The sequence below is a fragment of the Pontibacillus salipaludis genome, assembly GCF_014642405.1.
GTDB classification, from domain to species: Bacteria; Bacillota; Bacilli; order Bacillales; family BH030062; genus Pontibacillus; species Pontibacillus salipaludis.
The window spans coordinates 1-18,337 of the sequence record NZ_BMIN01000005.1 but is presented as its reverse complement, the minus strand read 5'-3'; the positions used below and the strand labels follow the sequence as shown (position 1 = coordinate 18,337).

Genomic DNA, 18,337 nt, shown 5'->3' with positions numbered 1-18,337 from the left:
TTGTAAAGGAGACCAGTTATGCACTATTCCGAGAAGATTTTGATACATGAGTTAGTTAAAAAATATGAAATTAGTTCTGAAATGGTTTATAAATTGCTTCAAGAATCAAAGAGAAGTTCTTATGAGAATGAAAAAGATTCTAAAAAAGTAGCCGAGATCGAAAATTTGATCTCTTTTTATGTAAAAAAAGATCAGAAGGATGAGTCAGTTTGAGATTTAAAAAAATTGTATTTGAAAACTATAAAACATATTATGGGCACCAAGAAATTGATTTATCCATTACTGAAAAGGATAAAGAAGAAAACCGCAACATCATTTTACTAGGAGGATTAAACGGCGCTGGTAAAACGACGATTTTAAAAGCTATTCGTTATGTACTTTTTGGACACCGAGGTATTACCAAAACTGAGTATGAAAGATTGTTAGCTAACATGATTAATAATACATACTTTGAAGAAGGTGGACGCGATTGTGCTGTTTCCCTAACCCTTCAAATGGACTCGGGGGAGGAATGGCGTTTAAAAGTCCGCTGGACATTTGATAAGTTCAAGACCAATATGAGCGAAAACCGAGATATCTTTATTAAGAAACCAGGAATTCGCAAGGAAAAAGAACTTAACATTACAGATATTGAATCTTTTAACCGTTTTATAGACCGTATTATCCCGTATAAAGCAGCTCCCTTTTTCATTTTCGATGGAGAAGAAATTAAAGATCTCATCACAAAACAAAATAGTTCGGATATGAAACAAGCTATCCATAAAATTACTGGCTTAGATAGTTATAAGCTACTTGTTAAGAATCTTGAAACACTTGAATCAGATCTTTATAGAAAGCTTTCGAGTGCAACAAACCAAGATACTGTGAATAAACACCAGAAAGAACTAGAAGAGACTGAAGCCGAGATAGAGAAGTATGATAAATACATCAACAAAACCAAGAAAGAGGTTCATTCTGTAGATGAAGAAATAGCCACATATACTACTCAACGTAATGAGAAAATAGCTAATAATTCCAAATCTAGAGAAACATTGGTGAAAAAACAGTCACAAATTAGTACAAAACTTGATTTAAAGAAAGAGGAATTAGATAGACAATATAAAGAAAATATTCTTTATATTATTCTTAGCAAGGATATTAAAGCTTTAAGAAAAGAAATTAAATCAGAAAAAGAAGTGAAGAACAAAAAGATTATGAGGGAAAATTCACTGGAACCCTATAATCGTTTTATTAACACTTTGCTCGGAAAAGACATTGACCCTCCCCTTACTGATCAACAACTTGATCAGATCAAAGAAATTGGGGAAAAAGTCTGGCTTAATGAAGAGGAAGGCTCTTCATCTGATTTAGAAGCTATTCATGACTTATCCTCTAGAGAAGAGAATATTATTCATACTCTTCCCCAAAAAGATGTTACCTACCTACATCAAATTCAGAAAGAACTTTCTGAGTTGAGAAGTCAATACGAAGAATTAGAGGTAGAAATCCAAGCTGCTCCTGAGTCAGTTGATATTGAAGAAGAAACACAAAAGATCGCACAGCTCCAAGAGAAGAAGGGTGTCTTAAATTCAAGAATAAGAGCAGCATTTAGGAAACTAACTCCTCTTAAAGATAAGAAAACAAATTTACGTAATAAGTTAACTAGACTTTCATCTACTGATGTTTCTGCTGATGAATTGAATCAAAAAGTAGACTATGTTAGCCGTACTAAAGCATTTTCTGAGGAATTCCTAACAAGAGCGACAGAATTAAAAGCTGAACTCATTCGAGATGAGTTTGAAAAGATGCTCAAGAAGTTATTCCGAAAAACAGATGAGTTTGGAGAAGTTGTCTTCGATATAAACAATTATTCTATCAGACTTTATAATGAGCGTGGTCAAGAGATTAGTATTTTAGATCGCTCTGCTGGTGAGATGCAAATGATTTCTTCTGCTTTAATATGGGCTTTAATAAAAGCTTCTGATTTAGATTTACCAATGGTGATTGATACACCTCTCGGAAGACTAGACAGTATTCACAGAAATCGTTTAATAGAAAATTACTATAAAGAATTGTCTGATCAGGTTATTATCCTTTCAACGGATACTGAAATTACAAAAGATTATGTTGAAATGATGAAAGATCATAGCTCCAAACAGTATTTACTAGATTATTATGAAGAACATAAATACACGTTAATCCGTGATGGTTACTTTGATATCGTGGAGGTTAACTAATGTCGAATAAAAAATTAAGCTTATCAAAAGACGGTAAAGAATTGTTAGATGAATTAGTTTATTCTCTAGATTTAGATCGACCCTTGGTAATAAATATCGCCTTAGCTAAAGGCCTAACTTTTGAAGAAGAACTATCTTTTGACGCTACTTCCAAACCAAAATGGACGATCCCAGAAAATATTATTAGAGATAAAGAATTTTTGCTATTTAAACATTTAATTATTAGCAAAAGGGGTACTGAGATTACAGAAGAGACAATCCATAATGACATGCTATATTATATCGAGTTAGGAATCCGTGTATTATCTAAGGCTATACAAGAAAAGAATAGCTTAGAGGATAGTAGATTCGTTATTATATAAAACAGGAAAGGCTATTTAAATGTCTCATTGGACATTTTAAATAGCCTTATTTTATTAATTCAACACATGCCTTCACGTCATTCCTCTAAAAATGTCGCGACTTCTATCATTTCTGCACCTAAAACATTGTTGTTTAAAAATAAAGAAATCAAGAACCAAACATAATAGATATCTTTGAATTTTAATCTTCTACATTAAATAAAAACAGCTTATCGTAAAATGACCCTCGCTTCTCAGACTTTTCTTTACGCGCCTTCTCCACTTCCTCTATTGAATAACCATGTTGTTCAGCTAACACATTCACTAATTCCAATAGATCAGCAAGCTCTTCAACAGCACTTTCTTCATCTTCCGCATTTAAGTATTCTTCTGTTTCTTCTTGTAATTTCTTTCTAAGTTCAGAGTGATACTCTTCGTCTGATAGAATATCAATTTCAAATGATTTACCCGTTTCCTCTAGCGCCTGTGGAATAAGATCCCTTATTAGTTTGTTATAGGTTGGCATCCAATCACCTCTTTTTATTATTTATACATCTTTAACTTTAGGAAAATTGCCATCCTTCGTTGTAAGCACGAAATACTTTCTCCTTTAATCGAGGCATTACCATTTAATTCTTATTTCAAACCATACCCCTCACACATAGCCCGAACTTCCTCCCGAACCTCTTCCTTCAACTCTTCAGGCGAAACGACCTTAGCCTTCCGCCCCCATTGCATAATCCAGGCTACAAGCCCCGTACTCATCTTCGCCTTCGTTGAAAGGATAAAATGCTCCTCATCAACTTGCTGGATAGAGGCTTCTAGGCCGAATCGGTCGAGGACGACGTTTAGGAGGGAGGCGTGGAACTGAACTTTGATCCAGGTGTCCTCGCCTGCGAACATGTGGAAGCTTTGGTCGACGTAGTCTTGGACGTTGAAGTCTTCTTTTCTGAAGCGCTCTTCTGAAAGGCGGATATTGCGTATACGATCGAGTCTGTAGTGACGCATTTCTCCTGTGCCGCGGAAACGGCCTATTAAATAGTAGAAATCGTTTTGCCAGATGAGGGCATAGGGTTCAACTTCGTACGTGCTGCCTTCTCGGTTGTATTCGAACTCTTTCTTCATATTGTACTTCCCGTATTGATAGTGGAGGACCGTCTGTTCAGCGATGGCTCTATGTACATGATCGATGTTTAGCTTAACGAGCTGGTAGCCATCGTCTGCTGACTGATTGAACAACACCGGATCGGGTAATTGCTTGGCGATGTGTTTACTTGTTAGCTGCTTAATACGCGGGATTAAGTCTTTCTTTTCTTTCTCTGTAATGAACTTCGCTGACAGGACAGCATCGATCAATAAACGCAAATGATACGTTTCAAACACACGATCCTGATAGCTGTACATCATCCTCCCGAATTCGCCCTGGTTCTGGATGACTTCAACACCCGCTTCTGCAAGGACTTCCATGTCCCGCTTTAGCGTTCGGTTATCAAACTGAACATCTGATCCAAATACGAACTTCAATTTTTCCTTAATTTCTTTTATGCTTAATTCGTGATATTCATCGGTTTCTTGGGATAGGATCTCTTGAAGCTGTAATAACCTTGTATTGTTGTTTAGTTCCAAATGTGAGACCTCCTCTTTCCTTTTCCAATTTCTATTGTAATGCTCTATTTCTTCCAGAACTACCCTTTGAAGGAGATTCCTTGTTTTGGAATTCCTCTCACCGTTTGGGCTAGGCATTTCTTTTTTCCGTGTGAGATTCTACTATTCAATTGTTTTATTTATCCAGATTAGGGTACTAACCTATAACGAATGTACACATACACTTGGAAGGATTCTTTCCGTTTAATAGTTTTCTTCATCTCAGAGCACTACCTACATACATGTCGACCTTTCATTTAGCTCTTGAACGATCAGGGAGGGGTATAATGGTAAATGGTTTGATGCTGGTATTGTCACTGATTGGGCTTTCCATTGTTCTGAATGGAATGGCGATGGTCAAGACTGAGGTGAGGAAGAGCCCGGTAAAGACGTTTATGATGATCAGTTTAGGAATATTAACCCTCGTCTTTCTTTACCTGGTCCCTTACAGCTTCTGGCGCCTAACAGGTTCCCCCGCGAATTGGAGTGGTGGGTTATCCGTCACTGCAGCTGGGATCGGTGTTGTTCTATATGTTTGCTGGCTTTACATGACCCGAATCAATAAAACATAACGCGTTCGCTTGATTAAATAAGCCCGCTCCCGCCAATTCGGAGGAGCGGGCTTTTCGTTAGTTCAAGTTAATGTTCACACTCTTCGTTCCCCAGAAACCGGCGTCAGCTTTCAGCGTCAGGTCACTCATTTCTACGTCTGATCCCACTTCAAATACAATCATTCCTTCTTTCTTTAGCCCTGGGTTGATCTCTTCAAAGAACAACATCTCATCTGTTGGAATGACCATCATGAGGTCTCCGTCGTTCTTAGGGCTATACTCTGTTCCGTCTTTACTGACAAGTGTAAAGAATTCTGAGTCTGTCATAATGGCTTCGCTCTTTCCGTTGTTAATCGTTACGTCTAATACGATAAACTGATTGTCTGTTGTGACAGGTTCTGTGTATTCGTCGCTACCTTCAATCGTTGTTTTCGATTGTGCGTTCGTTACCGTAAAGCCAATGTCATCGATCGTTGCCGTTTCTCCAATACCGATCGTTTCTGTTTGTTCTTCTTTCGTCTCTTCTTTCGGCTCATCACTCGATGTACTCTCTGTTGACGTGGTTGTGGAGTCATCCCCACCTGTCGCAACCGCGATAATAATCCCAATCACCACAATTGCCCCAATAATCGTTAAGCATCCTGAAAATAGTTTCTTCATCATTCATTCCTCCTGTTTCTTTGTTACCCTCATCATATAAAAAAGGGTGAGCAAAAATATGCTCACCCAACACGTGTTCTCTTTATTTCACTTTTTGACGATCTTTCTTATACGGGGCTTTACTCTATAAACGCTTGAGGATATTCGACCGTTCCTCTCACGTTTTGAAGAGCCCCTTCCTCCAGTTCTAAAGCCATAAACGCATCCTCTGGCACTTCAAACGGAGCGATAATGCCCCATGTAGAGGCTTTCAGAAATCCGAACTTTCCATAATAAAGAGGGTCACCGAGGACGATAACGGATGTGAAGCCTTTTTCTTTTGCTGCTTGAAGGGATTGGTGAATAAGCTGTTTTCCCACGCCTTGTTTCTGCGCTTTTGGCACAACAGATACAGGGGCCAAGGCTAGCGACAGTGCTTTGTGGTCTTCATCGTTAACCGTGATAGGCGTTAACAGGACATGGCCGATGATTTCTTCATTCCTAACGGCCACAAGGGACAGTTCAGGGATATAGCCTTCTGCTTTCCGAAGCCGCTCTACTAGTACTTGCTCCGTTCCATCACTGTGCTCTGCACCCTTGAAAGCTTCTTCGATTACCTTTTCCGTCTTTTTGTAATCGTTTGGTTGTTCTTGTCTAATGGTGAACTTCATCTACTATGCACCTACCTAATCTGATTCGTTTTCCATTCACTTGAGTGTACACACACCTATACGTCGCGATCCTCACCCTTATCTCCCCCTTTGTCCCTTTCTTTCTTTTCAAATACAATTATTGCATTAACTAGAATGACCAACAATGTAACAACTATGGCTCCTATTATAAAGGAAAGGTTAGGGCCCATCATGATTGAGGTACTAACCACAGCTCCAATGCAAGAATATACAGCAATTTGGCTGACCTTCCACTGTGAGGTTGAATGGTCTTTCATATTTCCATACTCCTTTCTTACGTGTATAGAATAGGGTAGATGAAACAATTCTGAGGAGAAACTGTTATGATAATTACATAATACGTTACGGTAATCCTACAAGAATAACAACCATAATATGTAAAAAGAAGGTTATTAAAAGGGTAAGGTTAAATCTTGGTATTTGTGAAAAGGTGCGTTCGTTTCCAACATGCTTACCTGTACTAAGAAACCTTTTTTATGGCTTATTACCTACAAGGGTGTATAGTCGATGAAGAGTTCGGGTATAGATTACTAGCTAAAGGAGTGGTTGTTTGGAGAATCGTGAATCCGTTACTGTGACCGGTACTATTACATTGGATGAATTCAAGAAGTACCAAGCCTATCATGTAAGGAGGATCAATTTATCCTTTTTCTTCGTGCTTCTGGTGTTGTTTACATATATGTTCGTAAGCGTGATTGATGCGATATGGTTTATAAGCATCTGGTTTGCTGCATTATTCGCTCTTGTCCCCTCTGGCTTCTTTCTTCTTTCTGTGAAGACATTTAACCGACACCGTGCGAAGAAAGAGTTCGAGAGTGATTCTATCGCGCACAATGAGATGACCTACACGTTCAGCGAGGAGGGTGTTCATCAGAAAGTGAGACGCTCTAATAATTATTATGAATGGAGTGACTTCTCTTCATTAAAGGAGACCCCTGAGCTGTTCCTCCTGTATGTATCGAAGCGTAAAGCGATTGTTTTGCCGAAGCGTTTTTTTGAAAACCAAGAGCAGCAGGAGCAGTTTAAACAAATCGTGCGAGAGCATAGATTAAGATAAATATGGTTTCCAACTTAAGCGGCACGAGAACAGACCAGTGCCGCTTCTCTTTTCCATTAAAAACTCATCTCCCAGATCTTATAAAGCATCTCGAGTATAAATCCGACAGGGACAAGGACGGCAAAGGGAACCATCACCTTTCGATACTTGTACATAAATGAGAATTTGTAGTGACTCCGATCATTAAACTTCTCTCTTGATTCCTTATGGGAGGCTGTGCGGATCAAGTATACGAATCCTGGGATAAAAAACGAGATAAGTACGGCCACGAACAAGTAAGGCCTGAGTTCCTCAAGTGTCAATCCGTTCCGTCTCAAGTTCTCACTGATTAAAAGAATTGCGGCGATTGGAACCATTAAGACGACCCGGATCATATGTCTGTGCTTCGTTATCTTTTCTTCCTTCGTACTGTTCTTATAATCGTTGAACACATAGCTTCCGTATAAGAGCAGCGCTATAAAAGCTATGAATGAACCGATGATAAAAAGCATAAACTCTCCCCTTTCCCTCTCCCTCTACGATGCGCTCCCGTTTTACGTTTCACCCGGATTACGCTTCATCTAACCAATCGTAGTACACGGAATCCGTGCACTGAATCGTTTCCTTCCGCTTCTCTTGACGTAAGGACTCAAGAACACAGCTATATAAATACCCACAGAACTCCTTCTTAATCTTGCCCTGTTTGTAAAGGAAAATCGCTTGCTTGAATGTACGCGTGACGCCCTCCAGATACGCTTCAATGCCGTGATGCATCTGTTCTCTTCTGTAAGCTCTATGGATGCACTCCCACGCCCGGTCCACTTCCACAGGGGTGAAGAATGGCTTTGCCACTTCAACAAAGGATGCAGGAATGTATGAAGGCAAAAAGGTGTAATCCATATCAAACCGGGAGCCGGGTCTTCCTTCGATTTTCTTAGTCTTTACAGGTTGTTTCTCTCCCTGCTTATTCTCTGCTTCCTCCTGATATTCAGGCGTACATTCGTTGGGAGACGTGGCTTCTGCTTCAATCGATACAGTATCAATTGCCGTGTCAGGTAGGGTGTCATCATGCGGTGTAAGAAATGCTTCTTGAGGTTGAAAGAGTAATAGATTCACACCACGCTTTCCGTTTGGGCGGATGGTCGCCACTCTTTTAATTAGATTCATGTTCTCAAAACGATTGATCGTCCGAATGACCGTGCTGCGGCTGCGTCCGGTCGTTGAGACAATCGTGTTCACTTTGGCAAAAGATACGCCAGGATATTTAACCGAATGACGCCATATGTATGTTAGGATCTCGAGATTCCCTTCAGACAGCTCCCACTTATACCGGCGAAGAAAACCTCTTACGTGCTGGTCTAATTCCGCAACGGATGAGAATGTTTGGTACTTTTTAAGATGATTGATGTTCATCGACTCCACCTACTTTTTCCTTTTACAACTATAATCATTTTCAGGGTTCAGTTTGGTGTCTATTTCTTTGAAACTTTTTTGATTAGTTTTGTATGAATCTAGCAAGAAGAAAATAGGAATATATGGTAAAATTAACCTCGTTGTGGGTGAAATCGTAACACGATTACTAGAAAAGCCTGCATGAATGAAGGGGGCAGGAATATGAGCAAGATCCGCAAAGGTGGTCTTTTTTCTAAGGTACTTCTTATCGCATTCGTCCTTTTGCTTACATCTTGTGACGATGGAACAAAGAATACGGATGGTACTTCCACTGAACATCAGGAGAACCAAACCTTAGAACAGACTGAGAAAGAAGACAAAGAGCAAGAAACACAAGCAGAGAGCGCGAACACAGAAACACCTGTGAAAGAGACATCCGATGAGACAGAGAAGACAGAACAGGAAACAACGGTCACAGAAAGTACCTCGGATACAACGGTCACAGAAAGTACCTCGGATACAACAAACAAACAGTCGATGCTAAAAGACATGTATGTGGAAAAAATCGAGGAGGCCAGAGCCGAAGTGGCGAATCTAGAACCAACAGATTCCTCGACCTATGCTCTGAAAAAAACGGAAAATGACAGATGGAAGATTTGGGATGATCTATTGAATGATACATACCGTGTCCTTCAGGAACAATTGCCTTCTGAAGAAATGGAGCGTTTGCGGGACAAGCAACGAGAGTGGCTCACCTACAGAGACCAAAGTGCTCTCGAGGCGTCGGAAAAGTTTAAAGGCGGCACACAGGAGCAGTTGGAATATGTAAGTGTGTTGGCGAACTTGACTGAGGAAAGGTGCATTGAACTTGTGGAAGGGTATATGAGTTGATCCTTTACACTCTTGCTGGGAAGCGCGGGACGGTTCTGATGCTTCCTCCTATTAACATACGGAGGAGCTGTTACCTTTTCCATACTATTTCATGCAAAAACGTCAGAGATCAAGCGTTTCTCTGACGTTTTTTGTGTTTTTACTCTATTAAAGGTCAGAGTTTTCTACCATCTCTTACATTACGTCCATGCAACCTTATGACGTCGTCAGAGATGGCTCCTCTCTCTCTTCCCCTTTTTGCTATTATGTTATGAATAAAGGTCACAGATAGGTGCCGCGGGACAAGGGACCTGTCCCCCTATCCCTTTGTTCTTGGAAAATCACCGTTAATAAAAGAAGCAATCACACTTGTTCAACAATCCCATCTTTAGTTCAACCACTCGATTTTGATTTAAAATAAATGATTTCAGGGTCTCCTTCATCTAAGTTTTCAACCAACCCACTCTGAATGAACCCATTTATTTCAAATACTCTTTGCATTTTAAAATTAGATCGATTAGTAGATGAAAATACTTTAGTTGTTGGAGATGAACGAACCAAATAGTCCATCAATAAACTTGCGTATCCTTTTCTTCTGCTGGATGGTGAAACAATAATCAGAGAAATAAAAGTACATTCAAAAAAATTAATATCATATATCAAAAAGCCGACGATCTCATCGTTTGGTTTAGCAACTATACATTTCCCAGATTCTATTGACCTCTCAATATAATTTCTTCTACTTGTGTTTCCTATAACTTCACTGTCTATTTGTACTATTTTCTCTAAATCACCGATACTAGCCTCAACGACTGTCTTCAACTTACTACCCCCTCTAGTTAAAGAGCTAACTAGATCTATTACATAAAGATTGCGGCTACTAATCAGCCAATCTATATAGATCAAGTTTTCGATTTACTTATAACAGATTGACCTATAAACCTAGTAAGAATTCCAAATACAAATCCTATTATCACCATTAGAATTCCATTATTAAAAATCAGGTTGCCTACAAATATCCCTAAAAAAAACATTACCCCTATCAATAGCCCTAAGATGATGTTTTGATTTTTATTCATAGAACCCCCTCCCCCTCTTTAGGATTTAGATAAAAAGCTGACTTAGCACAAACATTAGGAGTAAGATGCCGGTTCCTAGAGCACGAAAACCATATAATTGCCGTTCTGATAAATCTCTTCCTTGAATGCGCCTCCAACTTGGATAAAAGAAACCAACCGCAGGAGCCAACACTAAACCCACTGACATAAGTAACACAGCTAACAAATTCATCATCTTAGCTCCCTTCTAGGGAATTAAATATCCTTATTTATCCATATGAAAACATGAAACCGCTCTTTGCCCCTATGTAAAGTTAAACGTAAATATCTGTGGGTGAGGCGTGGGTTCGGTTCTAGTGCTTCCATGTAAATAGTCAGAGGATCAGTTACCTTTTCAATCTTGTTTCATGTAAAAACGTCAGAGAATATGCGTTTCTCTGACGTTTTTTGGTTTGTTCTCTAGAAAAGGGCATTGAGAAGGGCTATCTCTTACATTATGACTCTGTAGCCAAATGAAATGGTCATAGACCGATTGCCTCTCTTACCTTTTGGCTATTATGTGATGAGAAAATGTCACAGATAGAGGGCGGCGGGACAAGGGACCTGTCCCCCCTATCCCTTGCTGTAGATGATTTAGAATCGGAAATCCCCATTTTCCATTACCACGTATTCGGTCCCATCTTCTTGAATACCCACTACTTTCATATCTTCGCTCCCAAAGGTCACATTGACTGCCAATAGTGACGTATTCAGCCCCGCTGCCTTCAACTTTTCCTCAGGTTGGTCAGTGCTATTTTGAAGATTGGAGGGGGATGCATTTCCGATTCCGATGTGACAAGACGTATTTTCATCAAACAAGGTATTGAAGAATAGGGTATCTGCCTGAGCAAGTGGAGATTGATTAGAGACCAAAGCGATTTCACCTAGATAATGGGAACCTTCGTCTGTTTCGATCAAATTTTGTAACACTTCCTGGCCCTTCTCGGCATAATAGTCGGTAATCCGTCCATCTTGAAAAATAAGATAAAATTCATCGATAATACTTCCTTCATAGATAAGAGGTTTAGTCCCTACCAGTTTTCCATTCACCTTATTTTTATGAGGAGCCGTAAATATCTCTTCCGTAGGAATGTTCGGAAAGAAAGGGATCCCATCTTGATCTTTGACAGCTCCGCCGATATAGTGATGATTATGAGGTAGACCCACTAATAAATCTGTTCCCAGGCTATTTGTAAAATGTAAAGCTTTGTATTGGCTCTCGTTTAAGATTTCTTTTCGAGATTCGAAGGCTCTATGATGATTCTTCCAATCTTTTATAGGATCTTCTCCATCTGCCCGAGATCCTTTTAAAATCAAGTTCCATAATGAGTGTAAAGCTTCTTCCTTGCTTAGGCTCGGGAATACGTTCGTTGCCCATACAACGTTTGGAACAGCTAGAAGACACCAGCGTATCTCATGGGATCTAATTTTCGCATGATAATCTCTTAATTTGCTCCGAGAAGCTTTTTGGAACCGATTTATCCGGTCTGGAGAAACCTCCTTAAAGACATCTAGATTCTCAGAAATAATATGGATGTACGCAGCACCTTCATCCTCCCACTCTCTAAAACGGGCAGCCTGCCAATCAGGGTAGTGATCGATGAACCGATCTGCTGCATGTATGTAAAATTCTTTGGTAGACTGTTCATCTTTCCAATCTATATATACATTTGAAGCTCCTGCCTCGTAAGCTACTGCTTGGATTAAACGTGCAAATGGAGCATTTTGTAGATCACTATAAATAATCAACAATTGATTTTCCTGCAGATTTACACCAGCTCGTACAGCAAGTTCTGCATACTTTCTTAACTGTGGTTCGCTTATATGTTCATATATTCCTTTTGTCATTGGCTATCTCCCCTGTGAGGTTCTTATAATCACACCGTAAAATCCTTGCATACGTAAACGGAGCTGCTCTTTTACTTCAATAAGAAAGGTGCGTTCTCCTTGTTAAGAAGCGCACCCTTTTGTGAATAAGTTATTTGGTTCTAATTATGTAAACGCCTATTAAACTGTAACTATTATCCATATAAATGCCAGGAGAGAGTATGCCCTAGCTTTAACAATCATCGCACTCTCTTTCAGTTTTCGTTTAAAATCTCTTTTAAACGACGAACAATATCCGTTTCGTGTGAGTCATCTAAATCTTCCATATTCACTTCAAGATTGGAAAGGATCTGTTCAAATTCATTCAGTTTGGCACTTTGTTGAATCAACACAATTCCCATAATTACATTTGAAAGTAAAATTAGAATTAATATAATATTATACGGCTTTTTCATAATTGCTTAACTCCTTCGATACCTGCCACTTACTTAATATGATAAGGCTAACATCCTTATTTACAATTAGAGATTCTTTACTTTATAAAAATTTGAGCTTGTAGGTTCTGGTACTGATAAAAAGTAAAAGTGTTTACCATTCCTTTCGACTGTTTTAGCTTCAATATTTTTCTTCTCCATTATCCTCGTAAGTGACTATAACGTTTTCTTTTCAATCAGGATAAATATTGAATTAGTTCCTTTATTGCTTCATAAATGGCTATACCAACAATAACCCCAAAGATCATCTTAAAGAAGGTGTTAGATTCTTTTTTCATTGAGCTTCCTCCTAATTACAAACTCTTTATAAAATAAACCATAAGTATACATTTTCTTCTTTATTCCACCAAACTGCCCGTTAGTGTTGAACCCAATTCGTTTTGCCCTATTTTCTCCTAAGGGAGGTTTTTCTTTTCCATTGAATTGGCAATTTCGATTAAATCTTGGACGCTATACTTCTTAGAATAATCATCTTTGGTTTTGATAGCAGTTATGCGATAAAGGTAATTAGTCTCTTCATCCAGCCAACGGAGTTGTTGAGATGCTTTATTCGAAATGAACGTTGCCTTTGATCCGTTTTTCAATGTAACATTTTTAATCGTTACGTCATCTGGATAAGAATCAGGTCCGTTTAATCTATTACCCTCTTCTGTTATTTCTACGGAGAAATGACCATTATCTGGCGCGTTCCAATCCATTGTAAATTGAGTCATATTTGCTATTTTGTCCACACTTCCGCCTTTTTCTATTTCACTTTCATCAAATGGAACTTTACTCGGTAGTTTCAAATTTTGTTTGAATGATTTTGGCAAAGTAGAAAGAGCTTCCTCTAAGCCGATAACGCGCGGCTTTTGTACAGACTTAGATTTTGTATTTTCATTATCACTTTTTGATTCAGTTTCTTCGTTAACCTCAGATTTTTCTTGTTGATCGTTTTGTGTTGAAGCACCTTCTTCGGAGCCAGAACAAGCGACCAACGTGGAAACGGAGAGCCAGAGTATCAAAAATCCAATAGGCTTAAAAGCATTCATAATACTTCCTCCTAACCTTTATTATTTTCAAAGTGATAAATCTTTCACGCTACAAGATTTATTAAAAACATAAACGTAAACCTTTTCTTTTTATGGAGTTCCGATACCATGTTGAAATTCTTAAATAACATTGCAAACAGTAATAACGCTTGGATTGTAAAGTGCCCAAGCATTATTCACTTAAGCACCCTTTACTAGAAATGAGAATTTAATTAAAAGGATGTAGTATTTTTTCCTAATTCAGCGCAACTCGTCCTTGCTTAAACGAAGGGAGGATGTTTTAGGGGTATGTATTAATTGTCTTCTCGCTTCTGTTCTTCTTGTTCCTCTTTTAAACGTTTCTCGTAAGCTTTCTTCAACTTTTTTTCTTCTCTTTCTTCTTTGTTTGGGGAGAAGAAGGGAAAGATACCTAAGAAAATATTTGCAATGATTTCAAAAAAGATAAAAATAGAATTCACCTCCTGTTATTCTTAATGACGCAACGACAAAAATGCAGAGTGGGTACATGTTCCTTCTATGCTTTCTTAATTGTAAAGGGTAGAGGGAATGTTCTACTGATTTTACCATATTAATACAAAAACCCTCAAAATCACATAATTAGTAATGCAGATTAATATGCAGTTTACACTACAATTTAGATTACAATTTCACATAAAAAAAGTAGTTCAATTAAGGGGTACAAATTACAGTATTGTATTCCAAAACTGAACTACTTACTTCTTCGAAGGAGTTATTTTGTTATTTTTTCTAATGCAACTTCAGTGCAGTCTATATTTTCAGAAGGTTCACTTTCTCCGACATAAAAGTTCGTCAAGTTCTCATATACCACTCGTTCCCCTTCTTCATCAATCTTCGCTCCTGAAGGAGAAGTTTTCATATGAATTTTTTCTGGAGGTATCTTAACCTTTTCTTCTCCATCAACATAATAATAGTCAACTTGTCTATAACCAGAAGTGATTTCTCTTTCCCAACCGAAATTATAAGGTGACGATGTTTCGAATAAACCATCTTCTGAAAACGTATGAGTTACGGTGTTATCTTTAATCTCCAGAGGTTCAGCTCCCTCAACTTCGTATAAAACAGCAAAACACCCTTCTTTTCCATCTGGAATTAAATATTCAACATCAGGGCCCGTTTTCGAACTTTGGTATTTTGACCAACCTAATACACCCAATAATAGTACAAGAAATATAACTGGAAGACTCATGATAATCTTTTTCACATCAACCACCTCTTATGTATATTTTACCAACCCTGTATTCTTTCGGAAAACAACCCCCCCCTATCCTTTAATAATAACGGGTTCGGTTGAGAGGGAGAAAATGCAATTCCACATGCTAAATAACCAATAAATAGGTTTTAGTAGCCAAAACAATAATACAAATAGCAAAACAGAAGGATCAGATTATAATCTGATCCTTTTTTGGTCTAACAAAATAGTCTTATTCAACTAACGCACCTGTTTGTTTAATAAGGCAGCCTTTTTTATTCTTTTTTAATTTTATCTGGATAAGCTTGTGCTGGATAAGATGCATCTACGCCCGATACCATCGCTTGAACTTTATCTCCTATATTGAAATTTGAACTTTTAGTCTCTAAGTAAATTAAGTCTTCTTCTTGTTCCATTAACTCGTCACTACTCTTATCCTGCAATTGTTCATATTCATCTGTTGTTATATTTTCGACAACTAATATTCTATTTTTTTCAACTTCTACAACATATCCCTCTATCTTAATACTGTCCTCACTATTCGAACAACCTATTAAAAAGATAGAAATCGTTAAGTAAAATCCAAAAATTTTTAACTGATTTAAGCTATTCATCCTGACGCTCCTTTTATAGCTTATTCAATTAAACTGCCGCGTTAATGAAAGAAGCAACTGCTCTCGTTCAGCAATTGCACCCGTTTGTTGAAAATGTTTTACTTTAAATTGTCATTAAAGCATTCTTCACAAATAAACTTGCCTTCATTTCTTAAATACGCCTTTATTTCAGTGAAACCTTTTCGCTTAGGGTAGCGCATTTTCACATAAACAACGTCATCATCTTTTATTTCTTTTTGACAATAAGCGCATTTAGGTTTATCCCACAACATTATAAAACCTCCCAATACCGTCTAATCAACTTCTATACGAAGAGATCCTATGGAAAGTTTCTTCAATTTTAATGCCCTATGTGATCTTTAACATTAGCACCCGTTAATTGAATAAGAATAACTAAAGTTTATTCCATTACTGCATCTTCAAGAAAAGTGATGCAACCATTTGATGCATCTAATTCTATTCCTATACCGATTGGAAAGACATGCGAAGGGAAGGTGTGCCCAATATCAACGTTCGTTATAATCGGTATGTTTGTATCTCCTAAAATTTCTAATAACAAATCTTCAATTGTAAATGGTGAATTTAAGTCATCAAAATGTTCATGCTTTCCCACAATTAGTCCTTTGATTTCATCAAAAACTCCCGCTACCTTTAACATGCTTAAAGAACGCTCTTGTGTAGCCATATCCTTAAATGAGTCTTCAATAAACAATATGGAGTCTTTTACGGATGGAAAATAGTCAGAGGCAATAAATCCAGACATGGTATTTAAGTTTCCCCCTATAATTCTCCCTGTGGCAGAACCAGGCTTTAAACATTTCCAACCATCGTTTTGGACCATTTGTTTCTCTCTGTCCTGTGTACTCCAATCAATCATTTCTTCTGTCCAATATTCTGGTATTTCTATCGTATAAGGTGCCCTTCTATTAAGCTGGACAACATTCTCAAAGTATTCTTTTCCTTTTGGTAACAACTCTGGGAATTCGCCAAAGGAAGGTACGATAGCTGGTCCATAAAAGGTGGTTAGCCCAGTTTTAGCATAAATCCCTAACAGTAATGCTGTTACATCGCTATATCCCATAAAGATCTTGGGGTCTTTCTTTAAATGCTCATAATCTATGTAAGGTAATAATGAATTCGAATTAGCTCCACCAATCGTACTTATAATGGCTTTCACCTTTTTGTTATAGATTAACTCGTTAATTTCTTCCGAGCGTTCCTTTATTGTAGAAGATCTGTATGCTTGGCTTTTATTTGAGCATTTACCTTCAATGATATGAAACCCCATTTTTCTTAGCTGGTTTAATCCTCTATTATATCTCGCTTTAAACTTAACTGGTGCAGCAGCTGAAGGAGTTATAATACCTATACTGTCTCCCTGCTTTAATGTTTTAGCTTTTATCATATACATCCTCTTTCCACCTTGTGGTCTAATTGCTGTATTAAAACTTATAGAACAAGACTACTTCGTTACTTAACAAGATTGGGCTGATCACCTTATTAGATTAAAGCACCCTTTACTTGAACAACAAACATAGCAAAACATTAATCTCCCTGTTGTTCATTTTCCTTAATGAATTGCTTGATCCAATCGACATCAATAGGATCATTCAAAATACGATAGTACTTGCCTCCATTGAAAACATGAACACGCTTTTCAAATATGGTAGCGTCTATCGGTATCTGCTCACCTTTTGAATAGATCGAAACCATAAACCCTTCTTCTTTCGACACATCACTATCCCACTCATGATCCTTCATCCTTTTGACACGGGAGTTGCTTAGAAAGTCTTTTAACGCTTCTATATGAACCTTTTGATCCGTCCTCCATTCATGATTCCCTGTTAGTCTAATGGAAAGCGATTCGACATCAGAAACATCGTAACGGATCACATCGTCTAACCCTTTTTCTCTATTATCATTAAAATACTTAACGGAAAAAAAGATTATGATTACAACACTTATGATTAAAAACCATCTTTTTCTCATTCCCCCCGCCCCCCAGAAGTACTAATCATATAGCATGATAAAAGATGCTGCGCAAACTATTATTAAAGAAATCGAAAGTGTAAGCTGATTTTTATCATTTGAACGTTTCTTTAACGTAATAAAGAACGAAATAAGACCATAAATGATTCCGCAAATAAAAATACCTTGTAAAATCTCCACTATTCCTTCCTCCTTTTAAGGAACTTCTTCAACAATCGCACCCGTTAGTTCGATAATTTCCTTATCCGTATTTTATTGACTAAAACAAATACTAAAAATCCCATCATATAAAGTCCAGTCAATATTGAGATATAAATAATTGGGTTAGTCTTTAAGGCAATTAAAAACACATCAATCGCATAAATATCACTACAATACTGAACATCTTGAGGTGTAAAGATAAACTTTGGTTTGCATTCTGATTGAGGTAAATAAGCGATTTTACTTGATATAATCATCGAATAAATATAGGACACGGTAAAAATAGGTATGCAAATCCACCACAGTCCCCACCATTTGCTCACACAAATCCCTCCCTATACTGCCGCTTGTTAAACAATCCTGCCCCGTTCGTAATATAAGGTTAACCAGTTTTTACTGGTTGATCATTTTTTATATGGATCTATTATAACAGTAGCCGGGGTAGAACGTCTCTGCCCGTGGGGCTTGACCCCGTAAACTAAACCGTTCACCC

The 18,337-nt window shown here is 37.9% G+C and carries 26 protein-coding genes; 6 read left to right on the top strand and 20 right to left on the bottom strand.

From position 1 onward, the window contains the following. The first annotated feature begins 18 nt into the window (after window positions 1-18). Genes IEW76_RS07300 through IEW76_RS07290 form a run of 3 tightly spaced genes read left to right on the top strand, consistent with a single transcriptional unit; the run spans window position 19 to window position 2,578 of the window. Window positions 19-213 carry a hypothetical protein gene (locus IEW76_RS07300; protein WP_188652365.1) on the top strand — a complete coding sequence of 65 codons (195 nt, stop codon included), beginning with the start codon at window positions 19-21 and terminating at the stop codon, window positions 211-213. Beyond that, complete coding sequence (gene dndD / locus IEW76_RS07295; RefSeq protein WP_188652363.1) at window positions 210-2,216, top strand: DNA sulfur modification protein DndD; 2,007 nt, start codon at window positions 210-212, stop codon at window positions 2,214-2,216. Before IEW76_RS07300 ends, dndD begins: the two co-directional genes overlap by 4 nt. Beyond that, entirely contained in the window at window positions 2,216-2,578 is a 363-nt protein-coding gene (locus IEW76_RS07290; RefSeq protein ID WP_188652361.1) for a hypothetical protein, read from the top strand. The genes dndD and IEW76_RS07290 overlap by 1 nt, the downstream gene beginning before the upstream one ends. Window positions 2,579-2,759: 181 nt before the next feature. Here the strand turns inward: IEW76_RS07290 and IEW76_RS07285 are convergent, their stop codons facing one another. Next, window positions 2,760-3,083, bottom strand: coding sequence for a nucleoside triphosphate pyrophosphohydrolase (locus IEW76_RS07285; protein WP_188652359.1), 324 nt, complete (start codon window positions 3,081-3,083; stop codon window positions 2,760-2,762). 110 nt (window positions 3,084-3,193) lie between these two features. After that, window positions 3,194-4,183 (bottom strand): helix-turn-helix transcriptional regulator, encoded by a 990-nt coding sequence (locus IEW76_RS07280; RefSeq protein ID WP_188652357.1) that lies wholly within the window; start codon window positions 4,181-4,183, stop codon window positions 3,194-3,196. Window positions 4,184-4,488: 305 nt separating this feature from the next. On the opposite strand from IEW76_RS07280, the gene IEW76_RS07275 reads away from it, so the two are divergent. Beyond that, window positions 4,489-4,773 (top strand): hypothetical protein, encoded by a 285-nt coding sequence (locus tag IEW76_RS07275; RefSeq protein ID WP_188652355.1) that lies wholly within the window; start codon window positions 4,489-4,491, stop codon window positions 4,771-4,773. Between the two features lie 57 nt (window positions 4,774-4,830). Here the strand turns inward: IEW76_RS07275 and IEW76_RS07270 are convergent, their stop codons facing one another. From IEW76_RS07270 to IEW76_RS07260, 3 genes are all read right to left on the bottom strand, one after another. Further along, window positions 4,831-5,415, bottom strand: coding sequence for a DUF4352 domain-containing protein (locus IEW76_RS07270; RefSeq protein WP_188652353.1), 585 nt, complete (start codon window positions 5,413-5,415; stop codon window positions 4,831-4,833). A gap of 116 nt (window positions 5,416-5,531) precedes the next feature. Continuing rightward, window positions 5,532-6,062, bottom strand: a complete 531-nt coding sequence (locus tag IEW76_RS07265; protein ID WP_188652351.1) for a GNAT family N-acetyltransferase — start codon at window positions 6,060-6,062, stop codon at window positions 5,532-5,534. A gap of 56 nt (window positions 6,063-6,118) precedes the next feature. Beyond that, on the bottom strand, window positions 6,119-6,340 hold the full coding sequence (locus tag IEW76_RS07260) for a hypothetical protein (protein ID WP_188652349.1): 222 nt from the start codon (window positions 6,338-6,340) through the stop codon (window positions 6,119-6,121). Between the two features lie 293 nt (window positions 6,341-6,633). Between IEW76_RS07260 and IEW76_RS07255 the strand changes: the two genes are divergently transcribed. After that, window positions 6,634-7,140 (top strand): YcxB family protein, encoded by a 507-nt coding sequence (locus IEW76_RS07255; protein WP_188652347.1) that lies wholly within the window; start codon window positions 6,634-6,636, stop codon window positions 7,138-7,140. Window positions 7,141-7,196: 56 nt separating this feature from the next. Here the strand turns inward: IEW76_RS07255 and IEW76_RS07250 are convergent, their stop codons facing one another. Further along, complete coding sequence (locus IEW76_RS07250) at window positions 7,197-7,631, bottom strand: OSTA/TMEM184 family protein (RefSeq protein WP_188652345.1); 435 nt, start codon at window positions 7,629-7,631, stop codon at window positions 7,197-7,199. Between the two features lie 58 nt (window positions 7,632-7,689). After that, window positions 7,690-8,532, bottom strand: coding sequence for a winged helix DNA-binding protein (locus IEW76_RS07245; protein WP_188652343.1), 843 nt, complete (start codon window positions 8,530-8,532; stop codon window positions 7,690-7,692). A 201-nt stretch (window positions 8,533-8,733) separates the two neighbouring features. Here IEW76_RS07245 and IEW76_RS20795 point away from each other — a divergent pair, with 201 nt between their 5' ends. Then, window positions 8,734-9,402, top strand: coding sequence for a lysozyme inhibitor LprI family protein (locus tag IEW76_RS20795; RefSeq protein ID WP_229721152.1), 669 nt, complete (start codon window positions 8,734-8,736; stop codon window positions 9,400-9,402). A 372-nt stretch (window positions 9,403-9,774) separates the two neighbouring features. On the opposite strand, the gene IEW76_RS07235 is transcribed toward IEW76_RS20795, so the two are convergent. From IEW76_RS07235 to IEW76_RS07175, 13 genes are all read right to left on the bottom strand, one after another. Next, entirely contained in the window at window positions 9,775-10,203 is a 429-nt protein-coding gene (locus IEW76_RS07235; protein WP_188652341.1) for a GNAT family N-acetyltransferase, read from the bottom strand. Between the two features lie 80 nt (window positions 10,204-10,283). After that, on the bottom strand, window positions 10,284-10,460 hold the full coding sequence (locus IEW76_RS07230; protein WP_188652339.1) for a hypothetical protein: 177 nt from the start codon (window positions 10,458-10,460) through the stop codon (window positions 10,284-10,286). Window positions 10,461-10,485: 25 nt separating this feature from the next. Then, window positions 10,486-10,674, bottom strand: coding sequence for a hypothetical protein (locus IEW76_RS07225; protein ID WP_229721151.1), 189 nt, complete (start codon window positions 10,672-10,674; stop codon window positions 10,486-10,488). 398 nt (window positions 10,675-11,072) lie between these two features. Then, entirely contained in the window at window positions 11,073-12,326 is a 1,254-nt protein-coding gene (locus tag IEW76_RS07220) for an aminopeptidase (protein ID WP_188652337.1), read from the bottom strand. 233 nt (window positions 12,327-12,559) lie between these two features. Beyond that, the gene (locus IEW76_RS07215; RefSeq protein ID WP_188652335.1) at window positions 12,560-12,760 is read right to left on the bottom strand and encodes a hypothetical protein; all 201 of its coding nucleotides are present in this window, start codon (window positions 12,758-12,760) and stop codon (window positions 12,560-12,562) included. A gap of 434 nt (window positions 12,761-13,194) precedes the next feature. Next, on the bottom strand, window positions 13,195-13,830 hold the full coding sequence (locus tag IEW76_RS07210) for a hypothetical protein (protein WP_188652333.1): 636 nt from the start codon (window positions 13,828-13,830) through the stop codon (window positions 13,195-13,197). 293 nt (window positions 13,831-14,123) lie between these two features. Then, on the bottom strand, window positions 14,124-14,288 hold the full coding sequence (locus IEW76_RS07205; RefSeq protein ID WP_188652331.1) for a hypothetical protein: 165 nt from the start codon (window positions 14,286-14,288) through the stop codon (window positions 14,124-14,126). Between the two features lie 272 nt (window positions 14,289-14,560). Further along, window positions 14,561-15,052 (bottom strand): DUF6843 domain-containing protein, encoded by a 492-nt coding sequence (locus tag IEW76_RS07200; protein WP_188652328.1) that lies wholly within the window; start codon window positions 15,050-15,052, stop codon window positions 14,561-14,563. Window positions 15,053-15,315: 263 nt separating this feature from the next. Next, window positions 15,316-15,654, bottom strand: a complete 339-nt coding sequence (locus IEW76_RS07195; RefSeq protein ID WP_188652326.1) for a DUF3221 domain-containing protein — start codon at window positions 15,652-15,654, stop codon at window positions 15,316-15,318. Between the two features lie 98 nt (window positions 15,655-15,752). Next, window positions 15,753-15,926 (bottom strand): Fe3+ hydroxamate ABC transporter substrate-binding protein, encoded by a 174-nt coding sequence (locus IEW76_RS07190; protein WP_188652324.1) that lies wholly within the window; start codon window positions 15,924-15,926, stop codon window positions 15,753-15,755. 128 nt (window positions 15,927-16,054) lie between these two features. After that, window positions 16,055-17,059, bottom strand: a complete 1,005-nt coding sequence (locus tag IEW76_RS07185; RefSeq protein ID WP_188652699.1) for a S66 family peptidase — start codon at window positions 17,057-17,059, stop codon at window positions 16,055-16,057. 140 nt (window positions 17,060-17,199) lie between these two features. Further along, window positions 17,200-17,643 (bottom strand): hypothetical protein, encoded by a 444-nt coding sequence (locus tag IEW76_RS07180; RefSeq protein ID WP_188652322.1) that lies wholly within the window; start codon window positions 17,641-17,643, stop codon window positions 17,200-17,202. Between the two features lie 224 nt (window positions 17,644-17,867). Then, window positions 17,868-18,167 carry a DUF4306 domain-containing protein gene (locus IEW76_RS07175; RefSeq protein ID WP_188652320.1) on the bottom strand — a complete coding sequence of 100 codons (300 nt, stop codon included), beginning with the start codon at window positions 18,165-18,167 and terminating at the stop codon, window positions 17,868-17,870. Between the last annotated feature and the right edge of the window lie 170 nt (window positions 18,168-18,337).